Genomic DNA, 18,793 nt, shown 5'->3' with positions numbered 1-18,793 from the left:
CGACTGACTAGGATCACGGTAGCCCGAAAGTAGGTTAACTTTCAACTAAAACTGGGTGAGGTGATCCGTTCCACAGCGCTCCACCGGCCCCGCGGCAGCCTCGGGCAGCCGCAGCGCTCCGCCCGGCCCCGCGGCAGTCCTGGACTGCCTCAGCCGTTGTCGGCCGTTGCCGCGCCGCCGTTCTCCTGGCCGTCGGCCGGACCCGCGAGGGCCGCGTCCAGCCGGGCGCGCGCGCCCTCCAGCCAGTGCCGGCACACCTTCGCCAGCTCCTCGCCCCGCTCCCAGAGCGCGAGGGACTCCTCCAGCGTCGTACCGCCGGCCTCCAGGCGGCGCACCACCTCGATCAGCTCGTCGCGGGCCTGCTCGTAGCCGAGCGTGCCCGTGGCACCCGCCGCCGTAGTCGCGTCGTCCGTCATGCGCTTCACCCTACGTTCCGGCCCGCCAGGGGCCCGTGACCTCGTACGTCCATGATTTCGACCCGGTCCTCGACCTCGACCCGGTCCACGATTTCGACCGCGTCCGTGATCTCGACCCCGTTCACCAGCTCACTCGCTCACCCGCACCGCGAACTCGCCCCCCGAAACCCGCGCCCGGAGCATCTCGCCCGGCGCCCCCGCGTCCGCCGGATCCCGCACGACGTGGCCGTCGGCCCGCTGCAGCACCGCGTAACCGCGCTCCAGCGTCGCCGCGGGCGACAGCGCGACCACCCGCGCCCGGGTGTGGGCGAGCTCCGAGTCCGCCCGGTCCAGCAGATGCCCCAGCACCCGTCGGCTCCGCCCGACCAGCGCGTCGATCTCTGCCGCGCGCTCGTCCACCATCCGCTGGGGGCGCTCCATCGACGGCCGGCCCAGGGCGTGCGCCAGTCCGCGCTCCTCCCGGTCCAGCAGCCCCCGTACCGTCCGCAGCGCGCGGTCACGCAGCTGCCGCACCCGGTCCAGCTCCTCGCCCACGTCCGGCACGATCTTCTTCGCCGCGTCGGTCGGCGTGGAGGCGCGGAGGTCCGCGACCAGGTCGAGCAGCGGGGAGTCCGGCTCATGACCGATAGCCGACACCACCGGCGTACGGCACGCGGCCACCGTGCGGATCAGCTGCTCGTCCGAGAACGGCAGCAGGTCCTCCACGCTGCCGCCGCCCCGCGCCACGACGATCACGTCCACGTCCGGCAGATCGTCCAGCTCCTTCACCGCCTGGACCACCTGATTCACCGCGTGCACACCCTGCACCGCCGCGTTGCGCACCTCGAAGCGGACCGCGGGCCACCGCCGCCGGGCGTTCTCCAGCACATCGCGCTCGGCCGCCGACGCCCGTCCGCAGACCAGCCCGATCAGCTGCGGCAGGAACGGCAGCGGCTTCTTCCGGTCGAGCGCGAAGAGCCCCTCCGAGGCCAGCGACTTCTTCAGCTGTTCCAGGCGGACCAGCAGCTCACCGATGCCGACCGGCCGTATCTCCGTGGCCCGCAGGGACAGCTGGCCGCGCGGCGCGTACCACTCCGGCTTGGCCAGGACGACGACCCGCGCCCCCTCCGTCACCACATCAGCGATCCGGTCGAAGACCTGCCGGAAGCACGTCACGCTCACCGAGATGTCCTGCGACGGGTCGCGCAGCGTCAGGAACACCACCCCGGCACCCGGCCGCCGGGACAGCTGCGTGATCTGCCCCTCGACCCAGACCGCCCCGAGCCGGTCGATCCAGCCGCCGATGAGCCGCGACACATCACCTACGGGCAGCGGAGCTTCCGCGGACGTCTGGAGAGCCATGCGAGCGAGCGTATCCGCCCCCACCGACAATCGGGCGCCCACGACAGGACCGCCGGGTCCCAGGGAGTGTCAGGACCGCCAGGGCTCAGGAGCGTCGGATCACGCCCTCACCCCGTCACCCGGCCGCCCCGGGCCGTACGCCGCGCCCCCACTGCAACGCCAGCACCACCAGCCCCACCGCGAACCAGCACACCCCCACCACCTGAGCGCTCGGGGTCGCCTCCACGATCACCGCGATCAGCACCCCCGCGCCCACCACCGGCACCAGCACATGCCGCCACCAGCTCGGCGGTCCCGCCATCCGGCGTACGGCGAACCAGCCGACCACCGACGCGTGCAGCAGCACGAAGGCCGTCAGCGCACCGATGTCGACGACCGACACCAGACGGTCGAGGCCGTCGGCGCGCCGGGCCGCCCACACCGCGGCGATCAGCGTCACCGTCGCGGCCAGCAGGATCGCGACCCGCGGCACCCCGGACCCCGGGTCGACCTTGGCGAGCACCGAGGGCAGCCGCCGCTCCCTGGCCATCGCGAAGAGCAGCCGTCCCGCGGCCGCCTGCCCCGCCAGGGCCGCGAACGCCGCCCCGATCGCCTTGCTGACGGCCACCAGATCGTGCAGCCAGCCGCCGACCGCCGAGTCCACCGTGTCGTAGAAGGCCGACCCCTGCGCGACCGAATCGGCGGCCAGCTCCGCCGACGTCAGCGGTTCGAGCAGCGCTGCCAGATACGCCTGCGCCACGAACAGCACACCCGCCAGCACCAGACAGAACAGCAGCGCCCGCGCCACCTTCGCCGAGCCCCCGGTCACCTCCTCCGCGAACGTGGCGATCGCGTCGAAGCCCAGATACGACAGCACCGCCACCGACACCGCCCCCAGCACCGCCGAGGCGGAGAAGCCCGAATCACCGGTGAGCGGAGTCAGCCAGCCGCGCTGCGCCCCGTCCCGTACGAGCACCACCACCGCCGACACCAGGAACACCAGCAGCACCACGATCTCCATCGCCAGCACCGCGAAGCCGACCCGGGCGGCGGCCCGCACACCCCAGAGGTTGAGGAGCGTGGTGACGACGACGGCGAGCGCCGTCCACACCCACCGCGACACAGACGGCACCAGCGCATTCAGCGCGATCCCGGAGAAGAGATAGGCGACCGCCGGGATCAGCAGATAGTCGAGCATCGCCATCCACCCGGCAACGAACCCCGGCCCTTCCCCGAGCCCCTTGCGCGCGTACGCGAAGACCGAACCGGCCAGCGGGGCGACCCGCACCATCTGGGCGTAGCTGAACGCCGTGAACGCCATCACCACCGTCGCCGCGACGTAGACCAGCGCGACGGCACCGTCGGACTTCGCGTCCAGCGTGCCGAACACCCCGACGGGGGCCATCGGCGCGATGAACAGGAGCCCGTAGACCACCAGGTCCCGGAACCCGAGCGTCCGCCGCAGCCTCCCGCTTTCCTGATGCGCCCCTGCCACCCCAGTAGTCCCGCCGCTGCCGGTGTCCGGCATGAGCCCTCCCAGAGTCGCGAACGGTTTCAGCCCGTCAGGTCCTGCCAGTCCCGCCAGTCTCGCCACCGGGCTGATCTTCCGCGCGTTCGACTCGGCCTTACGATGGTTCGCATGACTGCTACGACACCTCGCCGCGTCCTGCTCGCCGCTCCCCGTGGCTACTGCGCGGGGGTGGACCGTGCCGTGATCGCCGTGGAGAAGGCCCTGGAGCAGTACGGCTCCCCGGTGTACGTGCGCCACGAGATCGTTCACAACAAGTACGTCGTACAGACCCTGGAGAAGAAGGGCGCGATCTTCGTCGAGGAGACGGCGGAGGTCCCCGAGGGCTCGATCGTGATGTTCTCCGCGCACGGCGTCGCACCGACCGTGCACGAGGAGGCGGCCGAGCGGAAGCTGGCCACGATCGACGCGACCTGCCCCCTGGTCACCAAGGTCCACAAGGAAGCCGTCCGCTTCGCGCAGGACGACTTCGACATCCTCCTGATCGGCCACGAGGGCCACGAGGAGGTCATCGGCACCTCCGGCGAGGCCCCCGACCACATCACGCTGGTCGACGGCCCCGAGGACGTCGCCGGTGTCGAGGTGCGCGACCCGTCGAAGGTCGTCTGGCTCTCTCAGACCACGCTCTCCGTCGACGAGACGATGGAGACGGTCGGCGCGCTCAAGGAGAAGTTCCCGCTCCTGATCTCGCCGCCCAGCGACGACATCTGCTACGCCACGCAGAACCGCCAGATCGCGGTGAAGCAGATGGGCGCGGACGCCGACCTCGTGATCGTCGTCGGCTCGAAGAACTCCTCCAACTCGGTCCGCCTGGTCGAGGTCGCCCTCGGCGCCGGTGCGAATGACGCCCATCTGGTCGACTTCGCCGAGGAGATCGACGAGGCCTGGCTGGAAGGTGTCTCCACGGTCGGCGTCACCTCCGGGGCGTCGGTCCCCGAGGTGCTGGTCGACGGCGTCCTGGCCTGGCTGTCCGAGCGCGGTTTCGAGGACGTGGAGATCGTGAAGGCGGCCGAGGAGTCCATCACCTTCTCGCTGCCCAAGGAACTCCGCCGCGACCTGCGCGCCGAGGCCGCCGCCCTCTCGGAGAAGTGACACCCGGCTTACGCTGTCCGGCTTTCGGGAAGTGGGCCGGGCGGCCTGCCCGTACCGTGGACTGCATGCAGATCTTCGGCGTGGACATCGGCGGATCCGGGATCAAGGGCGCTCCCGTGGACCTGGACCGCGGAGACCTGGCGCAGGAGCGCCACAAAGTACTGACACCGCACCCGGCCACGCCCAAGGACGTGGTCGAGTGCGTGGCCGAGGTCGTCGGCCATTTCGACTGGTCGGGTCCGGTGGGCGTCACCTTCCCGGGCGTGGTCACCGGCGGGGTCACCCGTACCGCGGCCAATGTCGACAAGGGCTGGATCGACACGGACGCCCGCGGACTGCTCGGGGACCGGCTCGGCCTCCCCGTCACCGTGCTGAACGACGCGGACGCGGCCGGTGTCGCGGAGATGACGTTCGGCGCGGGCCGGGGCCGCAAGGGAACCGTGATCGTCCTGACGCTCGGTACGGGGATCGGCAGCGCCCTCTTCATCGACGGCCGGCTCGTGCCCAACACCGAGCTGGGCCACCTGGAGCTGAACGGCCACGACGCGGAGAAGCACGCCTCCACCAAGGCCAAGGAGGACGAGGACCTGAGCTGGCACCACTGGGCGCACCGGGTGCAGAAATACCTGGCCCATGTGGAGATGCTGTTCTCGCCCGAGCTCTTCATCATCGGCGGCGGGGTCAGCCGCAAGGCCGACAAGTTCCTGCCTCTGATCGAGCACGTACGGGCCGAGATGGTGCCCGCGGAGCTCCAGAACAACGCCGGCATCGTCGGCGCGGCGATGGCGGCCAGGGGCGACTAGAGCCCCGCGCGCCGCTCGCCGCTCACCGCCGCGGGCGGCGCGGTCCCCGCGAGGAGGGCCGGGCCGTCTGCGCGGCGAGCAGCATGCGGCGCTGCCGCTGACGCATCAGCCGTACCTTCCGCACGGTCGCGATGAGCCCGGCGATGAGCGTTCCGCCGTACAGCCACCCGGCGTGCACGGCGAGCGCGGTGACGACCGCCATGGTCTGGCCGCCGAAGCCGCCCGTGCCACCGGCGATCGGGACGACGCCGATGGCGAACGCGATCGGCACGATGATCGGCGCGGTCACCAGGTCCGCGGGCCGCACCCACAGCGCGGTCAGCGCGCATACCGGGAGGAACAGCACACCGAACACCACCGACGAACCGTCGAGGACCAGCAGGTCGAGACAGGCCAGTACGAACATGGTGGCAGCGGCGAAGAGCCCGGCCCCGATCCCGGTCAGCCGGGGGTTCGGCAGCCTGCGCAGCGCGAGGACGACGGGCGGCACCGGACGCGTACGGCCCTCCGGCGCGCTCACCACCCGGTAGACGGTCGCGGTCTCCTCGATGGTGCCCTGCGGGGACAGCGGGGCCTGGCGAGACTGCCTGCGCTGCGGGGGACGTGTCCTGTGCTGCTCCACCGGGACAACGTAGGTCGCCGGGCAGCAGTAATCAGGTACGGGACACGCCCTTTGCGCGACCTAGGGGATGAGTTCGATGCCACACGGCCGAACGGGAACCGAATCGGCACCCGACCGGACCCGTGGGGACCCGGTTGCCCCCGCCCGTAAACTGGAGAATCGGCCCACCCGGTCCGCGGTCCCCCTCCACCCACCTCACTCCTCAGGAAGTCGCCAACGTGTCGCTCACGATCGGAATCGTCGGCCTGCCGAATGTCGGCAAGTCGACCCTGTTCAACGCCCTGACCAAGAACGACGTGCTGGCGGCCAACTACCCGTTCGCCACGATCGAGCCGAACGTCGGCGTCGTCGGCGTCCCGGACGCCCGGCTGAACAAGCTGGCGGAGATCTTCGGCTCCCAGCGGCTGCTCCCCGCGACGGTCGACTTCGTCGACATCGCCGGCATCGTCCGCGGCGCCTCGGAGGGTGAGGGCCTGGGCAACAAGTTCCTCGCGAACATCCGCGAGTCCGACGCGATCTGCCAGGTCATCCGCGCCTTCAAGGACGAGAACGTCGTCCACGTCGACGGCAAGGTCTCGCCCAAGGACGACATCGAGACGATCAACACCGAGTTGATCCTCGCCGACCTCCAGTCCGTCGAGAAGGCCGTCCCGCGCCTCACCAAGGAGTCCCGCCTCCAGAAGGAGAAGGTCGCGGTCCTCGCCGCGGTCGAGGAGGCCCAGAAGATCCTGGAGTCGGGCCAGACCCTCTTCGCCGCGGGCATCACCGCCGGCACCGAGAAGGGCAAGCTCCTCCACGAGCTGCACCTCCTGACCACCAAGCCCTTCCTCTACGTCTTCAACGTCGACGAGGACGAGCTGGTCGACGAGGACTTCAAGAACGAACAGCGCGCCCTGGTCGCCCCTGCCGAGGCGATCTTCCTCAACGCCAAGATCGAGTCCGAGCTGATCGAGCTCGACGACGACGAGGCCCTGGAGCTCCTCCAGTCCATGGGCCAGGAAGAGCCCGGCCTGGCCACCCTCGGCCGCGTCGGCTTCGACACCCTGGGCCTCCAGACCTACCTCACGGCGGGCCCGAAGGAAGCCCGGGCCTGGACGATCAAGAAGGGCGCCACGGCCCCCGAGGCGGCCGGTGTGATCCACACCGACTTCCAGAAGGGCTTCATCAAGGCGGAGATCGTCTCCTTCGAGGACCTGGTCGAAACCGGCTCCGTCGCCGAGGCCCGCGCCAAGGGCAAGGCCCGCATGGAGGGCAAGGACTACGTGATGCAGGACGGGGACGTGGTGGAGTTCCGCTTCAACGTCTGATTGGACGTGAACAACGGCCTGACCTGCGAGAAGACAGGTCAGGCCGTTGTGCTGCCCGCAGCAGTCCGCAGAACCTGAAGCGGCTACGTGTAGCAGACCGTTGAGCGGTGTCTGACGTGTACGACCCACACCCCCAGCTCCCCGCCGCCGATGGTGTAGACGACGCGCTGCCGATTGGGTGGCTGATTCCGGGACAGGGCTCCGGGAGCAGTTCCTTCCATTACCTCTTGTACCTCTTGCCGTTCGTGAGGTCGCGGTCGTGATCGTGTTGGCGTCGCCATACGCGTCGATCTTCCACCACCGAGGCGGGGGCCTACGCCGTCAGCTTTCCCAGTCGACGGATACCACGGCCCCGTCGCGGGCCACCTTGACGGCGAGGAGTTCGTCACTGGTCGCAGCGTCGATCGTGTAGTCCATGACGATCCGGGCCTCGTCCTCGCCGATCGGGTGCCACAGCCCGATCCGAACGGGGTGCATGGCTGCAGCGAACGCGTCGACGCTGATCGTTTCGCCGTTCGCTTCCCGGGTGAGGCGCTTGATCACCTCGATGTCGTCGAGTTCGTCGGCGTGGTGGTCGATGAAGTAGCGATCCTGCTGCAGGTTCTTACGGATCGCCGCGCGAGCCGCAATGTCCAGGGTCGGCAGGCGGCCCAGGTGCGTCGCGAACGCATCCAGTTCTCCCGCATCCAGCCCGGAGCCGGGATCGGCCCACAGTCGGATTTCGACCTCGCTGCTTCCCAGCGCGGCTGCGCCTTCCCAGATGACTTCCGTCTCGTCCACCGGTGGAACCTCAAGGTGCCCGAAGTAAGGGTGATCGATGCTCTTCATGTGGCCTGTCATTCCGATGGGCGTGTAGGGCTTGAGGAGTAGTGAACGTTCCTGTTCTCAGGTTACGGCCGTGATCATTCCTTGCGGGTACCGGTTCTGTCGGTACAGCGCCTCCGCTGGCGCCCGCCCGTACGCGATCCGCACGCGCGCGGCCTGCTCGAAACGACACCCCTGAGTGCACGCCGATGCGCAGACTGTTATCACGTCTCGGGGCTCAGTCGACACGTCTGCCGAGGGCCATGAAGGCAATCACTAACCTCTATGTTGCTAACATTGTTGTTAGTTCTGTGGGTGGAGGTCGGTCAGGCGTGGTGGATTTTGTAGGACGTCGCCAGGAGCTGGCGACGTTGGAGCGGGAGCTGCAGAAGGTGGCGGCAGGGGTCGGCGGGGAGCGGCCCGGTCGGTGCGTGATGTTGCGTGGGCGGCGCCGGGTGGGCAAGTCGCGGCTGGTCGAGCGGTTTGCGGAGCGCTCCGGAGCCCCCTTCTTGTTCTTCGCTGCGACTGGTGCATCCCCCGGGGATGATCTGGCGCGGCTGGCCAGGGACGCCCAGGTGTCGACGCTGCCACTGGCGGGGCTGGTGGCTGCCGCACGGCCGGAGAACTGGGACGCCGCGTTCGATGTGCTGGCCGCGGCGCTGCCTGCCGACCGGGCGAGCGTTCTGATCATCGACGAAGTGCCGTACCTGATGGATGCCGACGGCGCCTTTGAGGGGATGCTGCAACGGGCCTGGGACCGGGTGCTGGAGACCAAGCCGGTGCTGCTGGTCCTCATCGGCTCCGATCTGTCGATGATGGAGGCGCTGAACAGCTACGGACGCCCCTTCCACCAGCGCGGCCGGGAGATGGTGCTGGGACCGCTCAACCCCGCCGAGGTGGGGCAGATGCTCGGGCTGGATCCGGCGGAAGCCTTCGACGCCGCACTGGTCACCGGCGGGCTGCCGCTGATCTGCGCGGAGTGGCCGCGCGGCGCAGGACTGTGGGACTTCCTCGGCGAGGCGCTGAGTGATCCGGTCTCGGCCCTGCTGGTGTCGGCCGAACGCTCGCTGGCCGCCGAATTCCCCCCGCAGGTACAGGCACGCAAGGTGCTGGCGGCCATCGGGAGTGGCGAACGGACCTTCACCAATATCGCCCGTGCCGCCGGCGGGATCGGGGCCACGCCGCTGCAGCGAGCTCTGGAGCTGCTTACGGACAAACGGATCGTCGCCGGCGAGCTGCCTGTATCGCTGCGCCCGTCGAAGGACCGCCGCTACCGGGTGACAGATCCGTACCTGCGGTTCTGGCTGCACCTGCTCGGCCCGTCGATGGAGGAGATCGAGCGGGGGCGGGGCGATCTGACCTTGGCGCGCATCCGGGAGAACTGGACCAGCTGGCGTGGTCGGGCCGTCGAGCCTCTTGTCCGTGAGGCGCTGGCGCGGACACTGCCCGACGACCGGTTGCCCGCTGCCCCCGCAGTGGGCGGCTACTGGACCCGAACCAACGACGTCGAGATCGATATCGTCGGGGCGGACCGAGCCCCCATCGCCAAGGAGTTGCTCTTCGTCGGCTCCATCAAGTGGCTGGAGCAGTCGCCCTTCGACCGGCATGACTTGGCCGCTCTGCATCGGCACCGGGCTGCCCTCACCGACGAACCTGTTCCCGTCGTGGCGGTTTCGCGTAGTGGAGTCGACTGTCCGGGGCTCGACGCCACCTACGGCCCCGGCGATTTGCTGACCGTCTGGCCGCTGTGAGTGGCGGATGTCAGGTGAGGTAGGGGAGCCGGTGAGGCCTCGGTCGCTTACCGGCGCTGTTGTGCAGCGTTGGCGGTCCTGAGCCTCCTCGTGCCCAGGTCCCGGGACAGGAAAGGCTCCCCCGCCGCGATGTGCGGTGAAGGGGGAGCCTCGGAGGACCGGCCGTCTACCGGATCAGCTGCTGTCCTCGTCGTCCTCGTCCTGTGCGCGAGGTGCGTCGGGCCGGTGCGGGCTGTGCGAGGTGTCCCAGAAGTAGGGAGGCGCCATGTCGTCCTCGCTCGTCTCCTGCCGGTCTTGGTTCCGTTCGCCTGCGCCGCTCTCCGCGGACCCCGGCGTGAACGCATCCGCGTCGGCATCCGTGTCCGCGGCCGCGTCGGTGAACGGCGCGCCCTCGGGGGCTCGGAAGCGCGGCGACCAGGGCCCGGTGGTGTCCCCCTCGCTCGGAGGCTCACCCTCCGGCCCCTCGTCGGGCGCCGGGAGAAGGGTCTGCCTGATCTCCTCGGCGGCCTCGTCCAGCCCGGCCGCCTCCAGGCTCCGCACCACACGGTGCACGAACACCGTGTACTCATCCATGTCCGGCTTCAGGCCCACCGCCGCCAGCAGCAGGAGCAGCCGATCCGAAATCCCCACTTCCTCCTCGCGGTCGAACGTCCCTCCTCCCTGGGTGTGCCCGTCCCACAGCGGACCTCCGACGGTTGCTTCGGTCCGCGCGTACACGGGCGGGACGAGCAGGTGCCGGAAGATCTCGGGCACCTCCTCGTTCTTGGCCGCCGCCGAGATCTGGGCGAGAGGACCGATCATGTCGACTGCCTTCTCGATGTCGTCCTCGTGACGGGCCAGCCACCACACCACGGCGCTGCCCGTGCTCTTGAGCACGTCGTCACCGAGGTAGCCCCGCTTGTTGCGCTCGTGCTGACGCTCGTACTCCCAGAGCTCCTCGTCCTTGCGAAGGTCGTTCAATTTCCGCAGGCGCTCGCGGTCGGCGGGGGCGAGGGTCAGTGTCACATCGGCTGCCAGGGCCTTCACCCGTCCGCTCCGGTCCGGGAGCGGGGCGCCCAGCTCCCCTTCCAGGAGATACCGTGCGAAGCTCGCCCGGCCGGGCTTCTCGTGGCGGACGACCTGCAGGGCCCGGCTGACGACCGAGGAAACGGCGAGGGCTGGGGAGGCGCCGTCGGACCAGTCGGCGTGGTCGGGGACCGGCCTCCACCACACGGTGGCGGAGAAGAGGAAGTCGTAGCCGTCCGTTGCGCTCGGCAGCGCCGCGTCGACCACCCGAGTCTCCTGGTACGGCTGCTCCGTCGGCGCCGCGGGCGGCTCAGCTTCCTCGGGCTCGTACGGATCGGCCGACGCGCGGCCACCGCTGAGGACCGTCATCACGAGCAGCAGGGAACCCGAGGATGTGACCATGGACATGAAGCCCCACAGCCACGCCGACCAGTGCAGGAGGTTTCCGAGCACAGCCGGTGCGAGGCCGCAGAGAGCGACGAACAGCAGGCTGGGAAAGCGATGTTTCATCGTGCCTCTTCCGTGGTCCGTGGTCCGGCGCCCGCACGCTTCGCACTCTCCGTGCGGACGGACTGCGCGTTGTCGATGTGCTGCCAGAAGAGGGCGGCGACGGCCGCCCGGGACGGGTGGTGCCTGGGCCCCGCCCAGCCGCAGGCGATGGCGTAGAGGCGGTGCAGAGCGGCCGTGCGGCCGTGTGTCGCCCCGACCATCACGCCCAGCGCCATTTTCCGCGTACTGTCGCCCGCCGCGGCGTTCAGCCAACTGCTCACCAGCAGGTTCCAGAGCTCCGTCGGTGGCTGGGAGAAAACCGTCTCCCAGCCCAGGAACAGGTCCGGCCACGGCGGCGGCTCCGGTGCCCGGTCGCTCCTCAACAGTTCAGCGAGCAGCTGGAGATGGAGCTCTGCCCCGCGCGGCTCCCGACGCGTCCGGTCCCGCAGGCGGTCGATCAGTAGCCGGTAGGGCCGACGGTCGCGGCCGGCGAGGTCGAGAAGTACTTCCCGGGCCCCGCGTGCCGCCTCCCCCTTCCGCACGGCGAGGTAATGGAGCCGCACCATCGCCTGATCCGGGTGCGTCGCGCCGAGGCTCTGGAGGCAGGCAGCGGTCAGGACGCGAACGAGACCGTCCGACAAGGGGCCGGACCTCGCGCACTCGTACATCCGTCTGCGGAACCATCCCCCGAACCTCTCGTGGCTGAGACCGAGTTCGAGGGCCGCCACCGCTCGTGGGTCGCAGGACGCCCCGGTCGCGTGGTCCGCCCAGCGGACCACAAGGTCGAAGAGGTGGTCGGGCCGCCCGACGGCCAGGGACCGCTCGCCGAAGCGGACGACGACGTTCACCCGGTCGTCGGTGGTCAGACCGCGGAGCCCGGCGGCATGGCCGATCCAATTCCTGAGGTCGTCGCGCGTCCCGGGGAAGTTCGCCCAGAAGTACGTCCGTACCGCGTCGGCGTAGGCCAGCCGCCCGAAGTGGAGCCGCCCTTCCAGGTCCCGCTCGATCCCGAGCGTCGCCAATCGCTCCCCGAAATCCGTCCGTGCGAGCTCGGTTGTCGTCTCTTCCTCGTGCCTCACCGTCCTCATCAAGCCGTGCCACGCCTCGTAGACGGTGTCGGCGCGGGCCTCCTCGAACACTGCCGCCGCAAGCAGCAGGGCCCGCTCGGGCGCGGTGCGGACCGTGGCCACCTGCCGGCCCACCTCACCGGCGCGGTCGGTCACCGCGTGCATCGCTTGGTCGAGCCATCCCGCGAAATCGACGCCGAACCGGCCGCTGTCGCGAGCAGACCTCACCAGCCCCGCGAGCCGCGCCAGTTCCCGCATGGGGGAGCGTTCGCACAGGCGCTGGAGGTCGTAGCTCCCCAAATCCGTGGAGTGGAAGGCCATCCGGTCCATACGGAGGTACCGGGTGACGACGGCGATCCCCCGAGGGCGCCCCAGCGTCACCGTGTGCGGTTCGAGCTCCGGCGCGTGGGCGTGCTCCATGCCCGACGGCAGGACGACCACCATGTGGGCCCCCGCCTCCTGGACCTGTGACCGGCGCACGACCAGGAGGCGCTGGGCCTTGGCATACGCCTCCTGGTCGGCGATCGCGGAGAGGTCGAGGAGGAAGCGGTCCCCCTCGCCGGGGGCGAGAATGGCCTCGTCCTTGTCCGTGGCGGGAAGCTCCTCGAACCGGTCCTCCTCCTGCTCCTCTTCAGCGCCTGCGTCCTCACCGAGCTCGTGCAGCAGCATGATCGCTGCGGCGCGCCGGCCGCTGCCGGGCGCAGCCTCCAGCAGCACCACCGATCCGGGCTTCTCCAGGCAGCCGGCGGCGATGCGATAGCCCACCGGCCGAACGAACCGGTCGGCCAGGCGCACCCGGTCCTCTCGGACGATCCGGAGGGACTCGACCCCTTTGCGGATCATCCAATCCGCGCCGCCGTAGAAGACGTACTGGGGCCCTACGCCATTGTTCACCGGGCCACGCGGATCGTTGACGGTGACGCGGTCCTGCTCGGTCATCGTCCGTCGTCCGAGCGCCGACGCTCGCGCTCGAAGCGTTGGTGGACCGTGCCGCTGTTGTCGCCCGCGGTGAACTGGACCCCGGTGTTGTCGCCCTCGAAGTGGGGAGCGTTGTACTGGTGCCCCCACCGGTGTTCACGGGCCCCTGCGGTTCGTTGACGAAGGTGCCGGACAGATCTCCGTTGAGGTTTCCGATGCCGCGCACGCGCTGTTCGACGTCGCGCGTCCGCATCCTGGTGTGCCTGGCATCCTTGGCCGACTTCTTGCGGGACTTCGCCTCCGCCCGCTCCCGCGCCGCACGGGCGTCGCGGTCCACCGCACCCAGCTCGGGCAGGAGCCGGGCGAGGGTGTCGCCGAGCGCCGTCAGGTCCGATTCGGCGTTGCGGTGGTCGAACCGCCTGTACTGGCAGTCCGCCAGCTCCAGCAGATCGTCCGGAAGGACGGAGCGGTCGATCCTCGTGGCCTTTCCGACGAGCACGGGGATCACCAGGACCCCGCGGTCGAGCGCGGTCTGGATCTCGCGACGGGTCCAGTCCTGCTCGGCTTCGAGGGCGGGGCGGCCGTCGGCCCCCCGCACTTCTGCCCAGCGCGGGCCGATCACGGCGAGGAGAGCCTCGCACTCCTCCACCGCCCTGACCAGTTCCACCGGGAAACGGCGTCCGGGCTCGATCGAGTTGCTGGCGAAGAAGATCCGCTCGTCGCCGAACCGACGGGCGAGTTCCCGAGCGATCATGGTCGCTGCGGACTCCTCGTCGCCTGTGCGGTAGTTGACGAAGACGTCGGGCATGAAGGTTCCCTTCGTGAGAGGAAGACGGGTGAACGGGCACGGGGTTGTGGACCGGGGCTCCGGTCCGCCCGGGCCATGAGGTCCCGACCGTGTGGACGGCATGGTGCATCCACGGGAGGGCGTGCGGATGGAGGGGCGCCGCCTGGTGCGTCACTGGTCGCGGGCAGCCCGAAGAAGCCGGGGGCGCGATGCGACGCGTCGAGCGGTGATCAGAGGGTTCCGCCGGGGATCGTGGGATCCGGAGGGCCGGAGGGGCCGGGGAGTCCGGCGAGCCGAGCGGCTCGAGTCTGTGTCAGCCGTGCGCGGGGGCGAGTACGCGTGCCAGCGCGGGCTGCAGATCACGTACGGCGCGGCTGCTGCGGAACCGGGAGAGTTCCCGTGCGAGACGCCGGACGTCGCTGTTCACCGTCGCCGAGGGCACGGCCGGCATCACTCCCAGAAGATCCCCAGCGATCGCGCACGCGTGCTCGACCTCCCCGGAGGCGGCATGGGCCAAGGACCGGCGGAAGCCGTACCGGGCGCGGGTACGCAGCGCGTGCGGCGGGAGGCGGCGGTACTCCCGGTCGAGTACCTCGGCGGCGACCTTGGGGCGGCCGAGGTCGTGCAGGCACCAGCCGGTCGACATCGCCGCCGGATCGCTCACATGGGAGGTGCCGATCACGGGATCAGCGCCATTGCGGGCTTCGTCGCTGGCGAGCAGTTCCCGCGCCCTGTCGAGGCTGCGGAGGCAGTCGACTTCGTTGCCGACGAGCGCGTGCCCCTGGGCCTCCCGCTGGGCCGCGAGTCCCCGGATGCGCGGCGGGAGTTCGCTGCTCTGGGCGCGGCGGGCCAGGGCGACGGTGCCAGCGGCGTCCCCGCCGTACATTGTGACCAGGGCGCGTCGCACCAGTGCGTAGGAACCGAGGTACGGGTCACCCCCGGCGCGCGCCAGTTCGGCGGCCTCGCCCGTCCAGCCGAGTGCCGCGTCGCTGTCCCCGGCCTCCTGGGCCATCCAGCCGGTGAACTCCGCGAACCGCGAGGCGAGCAGGAGCGCAGGGGCCCGAGAAACGGACCGGGCGTCGGCGGCCAGCCCCGCGATCATGCGAGTCTGCGTCTCCAGCAGGGGCAGCAGGACCTTGGGTGCGGTGGACTGACCGAGCTTCCGCAGCTGGTCGAACTGCATGCGGAAGGAGGGCAGGAGGGGGTCGTCGGCGGAGGACAGCGCCTGACTGCCGAGTTTCAGGCCGAGGTCGATCAGCGCTCCCGTACCCGCCGAGAGGACCGCCCGGCGCCCGACGAGCCAGCGGTTCGGACCGGCGGGGGATTCGGCGGTGCCCGAGTCCGAGTCCGTCTCGGGTCGGGTGACCAGGCGCTGCAGCTCGCCGTCCGCGCCGAGGAAGGCGTCGCACCGCCGGGCTAGTTCGGGGGATGCGGAACGCTCCCCGCGCTCGACCTTGCTTATGTGCCCCTTGTCGTAGTTGAGCGCCACGGAGAACTCAGTCAGAGTCAGCCCCGCCTCTACTCGTAAACGGCGAAGTTCCGGGCCAAAACGTAAAGTCGTGCTCATCATCAACCTCCCCTTGAACAGTGACCGCGAGAGCCGTCCGCCCTCACGGGAGCCGTCATCCGACGATCACCGATCGACACGAAACCCGACGGTGAACACCTGCTGTGACGGCGTCGTTTCGGTCCGCATCCGAATGTGAGTCTGGCACGACGCGCGCCTGGAGAATCGGGGTTCGGCGGTGTTGCCCGTTGCCTCTTTCGTTCTCCGTTGCTTCCCGTCCGTTTCTTGGAGTGACCGGGGTCGACCGCGATCGGTACGTAGCGATCGAGAACGACAGGATCACGGGCGGGGTCCAGTCGTTCACGAAGTCGCAGCGCTCGTCGATCCAGGTGGGGGCGACGAAGATGTTGTCGCCGGCGGGAGCTTCGGAGGCTTCCAGCAGGGGCCAGGTGCGGGACTCTTCGACCAGGTGCTCCCAGGGCTCAGTCCAGTCGAGTTCCCAGTCCAGGCCAGTGCCGGAGACGCCGTACGTGCGGCTGGCGTCCACCTGCCAGAACTGGGAGTGGAGGATCACTTGGGCGTGGTCGGCCAGGTCGTTGATGGGTGAGGGAGACCTTGTTCGCCCCGCCATCCATGGTGGGCCACCGAAACTGGATGGCGTCGTCCTCCCAGAAGCAGACAGGGTAGGAAGCAGACAGGGCAGATGGCGTACGCGCCGGGCGTCTCGTCCAGGACGAGACGCCCGCAGCAGGGACAGGGGTAGCGGTCGCTCACCTGCGCAGTCTCGTTGCAGGTCCCGCCGGTGTGCCATGGATTTCTCTGCCTCGGCGTACCCAGCCAGTCCGCAGCCAGTCCGCGGGACCCCCATATGCGGCCGTCGGAAGCCAACGCATGCCAACGCGGAAATCCCAGGTCAGAGCCCTGGACGGGGCTCCGCCGCAGGTCGGGATCAGACCGCAGAGATTCCGCTTCAACGTCTGAGCGTCTCCCCAGAGGTGCTGTGACCTGCGACGAAGCGGGTCACAGCACCTTGCTGTCCGCGGCGGTCCGCGCAACTCGGGACCGCAGCTCGACGCTGTCGCCATCAGTTCGTCCGGGTGCCTCCGTTTCGCAGTGGCAGGACGGCGAAGACCGGCACGTCGTTCTCGGTCGTCTCCTCGCTGGGGAACCCGAGGGCAAGGTAGCTGCCGACGGAAACGGCGTGAGGATCGGGATACGTAACCTTGCCCAGGGCTTTGGAGTCCTTGGGATTCAGTGATTCACGTTTTGTTGCTGATCCGTCTGCCGCAGCCAGGGAGTATATGGCGGTCGGACTCGGTGTCTCGTATGCCAGGACCTTCACGCCCGACTTGTCGGCTGTCAGCAGTCGCCCTGAATAGTCGTTGGGGAGCTTCCTTGCCCACAGCTGCTTACCAGTATCCATGTTCACGGCTACGACACCGGTGTCCATTGCCGAAGGCATTGGTTCCAGGAGGTAAAGGGTGTTATTGAACATGCGAATTTCGCTGCCCAAGCTATTGGCTGAGATCATGTTCGAAATGACGGTCAATTCCACTGGAGTGAGTCTGGTCGAGTCGGCGCGCAAGGTGTAGAGGTGGTCGCCGTCGATGTCCGCACTGCAGCCGATCAGCAAGTGGTCGGCGCCCGCGACCAGGAAGTTCATGGTCCGCACTTTTGCCAGTGCGGTGACCGAACCTGATTCGCCGCCTTTCGGGTCGCAGCTCGGAAATGCCGACACTGCAGAAGCCGAGGAGCGAGATTTTCCATCGAAAGCAAGCAGCTTGACTCGGGTGTAGTTGTCACACATGCCGAATGCGTATATCTTGCCGTTGAATTCCTGCGCCTTGCCGGTCAGTATGCACCCATTGGCCATTGGCGTGTCGCCATAATCCGTCGACCAGTTGACGGTGCCGCCGTGTACGGCAACGCTGATCAAGTCGGTTTCAGTGTCGGATTCGTGCCTGAATGGTGCGGTCACTATGCCATCACCGATGGATAGGGATTCGTTGATGTCCCCACCCATGGTGCCGGGTGTACCGCTGGCTACGCCTGTGACGGCTTTGGTCCAATTGGGTGTGCCGGAGGAGAGGGAGATCGTTTGCAGGTGATCGCATTGCGATCCGTGATCCGGGTCGCTTGTGCCGTAGACAAAGGCGCCTATGCCTTCGGAGCTGCGACGGCTCATATTGCACAATGAGCTGCCTTTTGGGGGCAGCCAGGACCAGAGCTTCGCCCGGGTGGCAGGGTCGTACGCGGTCAGTTCGGTCGAGGTCCCGAGCACCACGCTCGAGGGCGTGCTCCACAGGCCGACGTAGTCACCTGCCGCACCCTTCGTCAACGACCAGAAGGAACCCGGCGACCATGAAGGGCTCGACTGGTTGCTCCGAGGACCGGAGTCGGGTGGCTGGTTGGCGATGCCGATACCGACCGCGGCCAGCAGCGAGAGCACGCCGACCAGAGCCGCGACCCTGCGGTCGACGGCCGCGACAGGCCGGCGGAACCGCCGACGGGACCAACGGCGATGCCGGGCAGGTGGCCTGTCGACCTCAACGTCTTCGTGTGGTCGCGCCAAAGCCCGGTGCAGGTGTACCAACAGGTTCTCGGAGGTGGGTCGAGCCGCCGGATCCGTTGCGAGGCACGCGGAGATCGACTCCCGCAGGAGGTCGTCGGAGACCCCGCTCAGGTCCGGCTCGGAGTGCGCCGCGGGGTGGCCGGGTTCGTTCGTCCCGCCGCGGCCGTGCGGACCCCGGCCCGTCGCCAGGAAGTGGAGGACCGCGCCGAGTGCGTAGATGTCCGAGGCCTCGGACGCGGCCTCGCCCAGCAGCCGCTCCGGTGAGGTGTAGCCGGGGTCGGCCATCAGCCGGATCGTGTCCGCGTCCAGCGCTCGGGTGACCCCGAAGTCGATCAGCCGTGGGCCGTCCTTCAGTACCAGAATGGTGGACGGTCTGAGGTCGCCGTGGATCATTCGGGCGCGGTGTACGGCGCCGAGTGCCTCGGCCAGTGCTGCCGCGAGCCGCCGCACGGAGTGCGCCGACGGCGGTCCTTCAGCGGCGATCACCTTGTCCAATGAGGGGGCGGCGAGGTAAATGACCGCAATCCAGGGCGCCGTCGCTTCGGTGTCGGAGCCGACGACGGGCACGGTGAAAGCCCCGCTCACGCGCTGAGCGGCCGCGACCTCACGCCGGAGCCTGGCGCGGAATTCTGGATCGCGTGCCACCTCGGCACGGATGACCTTGACGGCTACTCGGCGTCCGCCCGGAGAATGTGCCAGGTACAACCGGCCTGTCGCATCCGCACCCAGTCTGCTGAGCATCCGATAAGGCCCTAGCCGTACCGGATCCCCCGCGACAAGCGGCTGTTCTTCGCCGAGCCCGGTT

The 18,793-nt window shown here is 69.1% G+C and carries 15 protein-coding genes and 2 pseudogenes; 4 read left to right on the top strand and 13 right to left on the bottom strand.

Features of this window, described 5'->3' with window-relative positions:
* Positions 1-149: 149 nt before the first annotated feature.
* From OG842_RS14250 to OG842_RS14240, 3 genes are all read right to left on the bottom strand, one after another.
* Complete coding sequence (locus OG842_RS14250; protein WP_266729971.1) at positions 150-416, bottom strand: exodeoxyribonuclease VII small subunit; 267 nt, start codon at positions 414-416, stop codon at positions 150-152.
* A 129-nt stretch (positions 417-545) separates the two neighbouring features.
* Positions 546-1,757, bottom strand: a complete 1,212-nt coding sequence (gene xseA / locus OG842_RS14245) for an exodeoxyribonuclease VII large subunit (RefSeq protein ID WP_266729970.1) — start codon at positions 1,755-1,757, stop codon at positions 546-548.
* A 115-nt stretch (positions 1,758-1,872) separates the two neighbouring features.
* Positions 1,873-3,264, bottom strand: a complete 1,392-nt coding sequence (locus tag OG842_RS14240; RefSeq protein ID WP_266729969.1) for an APC family permease — start codon at positions 3,262-3,264, stop codon at positions 1,873-1,875.
* Positions 3,265-3,366: 102 nt separating this feature from the next.
* Between OG842_RS14240 and OG842_RS14235 the strand changes: the two genes are divergently transcribed.
* Positions 3,367-4,356: a 4-hydroxy-3-methylbut-2-enyl diphosphate reductase gene (locus OG842_RS14235; protein ID WP_266729968.1), complete on the top strand. Its 990-nt coding sequence runs from the start codon at positions 3,367-3,369 to the stop codon at positions 4,354-4,356.
* 65 nt (positions 4,357-4,421) lie between these two features.
* Positions 4,422-5,159 carry a polyphosphate--glucose phosphotransferase gene (ppgK, locus tag OG842_RS14230; RefSeq protein ID WP_266729967.1) on the top strand — a complete coding sequence of 246 codons (738 nt, stop codon included), beginning with the start codon at positions 4,422-4,424 and terminating at the stop codon, positions 5,157-5,159.
* Positions 5,160-5,181: 22 nt separating this feature from the next.
* Here the strand turns inward: ppgK and OG842_RS14225 are convergent, their stop codons facing one another.
* Positions 5,182-5,727: a DUF6542 domain-containing protein gene (locus OG842_RS14225; RefSeq protein ID WP_443064061.1), complete on the bottom strand. Its 546-nt coding sequence runs from the start codon at positions 5,725-5,727 to the stop codon at positions 5,182-5,184.
* A gap of 272 nt (positions 5,728-5,999) precedes the next feature.
* On the opposite strand from OG842_RS14225, the gene ychF reads away from it, so the two are divergent.
* Positions 6,000-7,088: a redox-regulated ATPase YchF gene (gene ychF, locus OG842_RS14220; protein ID WP_189542725.1), complete on the top strand. Its 1,089-nt coding sequence runs from the start codon at positions 6,000-6,002 to the stop codon at positions 7,086-7,088.
* 321 nt (positions 7,089-7,409) lie between these two features.
* Here ychF and OG842_RS14215 read toward each other — a convergent pair whose 3' ends face one another.
* On the bottom strand, positions 7,410-7,916 hold the full coding sequence (locus OG842_RS14215) for a DUF2004 domain-containing protein (protein WP_266729966.1): 507 nt from the start codon (positions 7,914-7,916) through the stop codon (positions 7,410-7,412).
* A 308-nt stretch (positions 7,917-8,224) separates the two neighbouring features.
* Between OG842_RS14215 and OG842_RS14210 the strand changes: the two genes are divergently transcribed.
* On the top strand, positions 8,225-9,643 hold the full coding sequence (locus OG842_RS14210) for an ATP-binding protein (protein WP_266733587.1): 1,419 nt from the start codon (positions 8,225-8,227) through the stop codon (positions 9,641-9,643).
* Positions 9,644-9,817: 174 nt separating this feature from the next.
* Here the strand turns inward: OG842_RS14210 and OG842_RS14205 are convergent, their stop codons facing one another.
* The 8 genes and pseudogenes from OG842_RS14205 to OG842_RS14170 all read right to left on the bottom strand — a co-directional run bounded on the left by OG842_RS14205 (position 9,818) and on the right by OG842_RS14170 (position 18,729).
* Positions 9,818-11,158: a hypothetical protein gene (locus OG842_RS14205; protein ID WP_266729965.1), complete on the bottom strand. Its 1,341-nt coding sequence runs from the start codon at positions 11,156-11,158 to the stop codon at positions 9,818-9,820.
* Entirely contained in the window at positions 11,155-13,143 is a 1,989-nt protein-coding gene (locus OG842_RS14200) for a hypothetical protein (protein WP_266729964.1), read from the bottom strand. Before OG842_RS14200 ends, OG842_RS14205 begins: the two co-directional genes overlap by 4 nt.
* Positions 13,140-13,930 (bottom strand): annotated as a pseudogene (locus OG842_RS14195) (toll/interleukin-1 receptor domain-containing protein). Before OG842_RS14195 ends, OG842_RS14200 begins: the two are co-directional and overlap by 4 nt.
* Positions 13,931-14,222: 292 nt before the next feature.
* On the bottom strand, positions 14,223-15,479 hold the full coding sequence (locus OG842_RS14190; protein ID WP_443063981.1) for a helix-turn-helix domain-containing protein: 1,257 nt from the start codon (positions 15,477-15,479) through the stop codon (positions 14,223-14,225).
* A 52-nt stretch (positions 15,480-15,531) separates the two neighbouring features.
* Complete coding sequence (locus tag OG842_RS14185) at positions 15,532-15,990, bottom strand: hypothetical protein (protein ID WP_266729963.1); 459 nt, start codon at positions 15,988-15,990, stop codon at positions 15,532-15,534.
* On the bottom strand, positions 15,899-16,114 hold the full coding sequence (locus tag OG842_RS14180) for a CPCC family cysteine-rich protein (RefSeq protein ID WP_323185806.1): 216 nt from the start codon (positions 16,112-16,114) through the stop codon (positions 15,899-15,901). Before OG842_RS14180 ends, OG842_RS14185 begins: the two co-directional genes overlap by 92 nt.
* Before the next feature lie 28 nt (positions 16,115-16,142).
* A pseudogene (locus OG842_RS14175) lies at positions 16,143-16,190 on the bottom strand (CPCC family cysteine-rich protein); the annotation flags it as partial.
* Positions 16,191-16,500: 310 nt separating this feature from the next.
* A complete protein-coding gene (locus OG842_RS14170; RefSeq protein ID WP_266729962.1) occupies positions 16,501-18,729 on the bottom strand; it encodes a serine/threonine protein kinase in 2,229 nt (742 codons plus the stop codon).
* Between the last annotated feature and the right edge of the window lie 64 nt (positions 18,730-18,793).

It is taken from the genome of Streptomyces sp. NBC_00376 (assembly GCF_036077095.1).
Lineage (GTDB): Bacteria > Actinomycetota > Actinomycetes > Streptomycetales > Streptomycetaceae > Streptomyces.
This window is presented reverse-complemented; position numbering and strand designations above follow the sequence as displayed.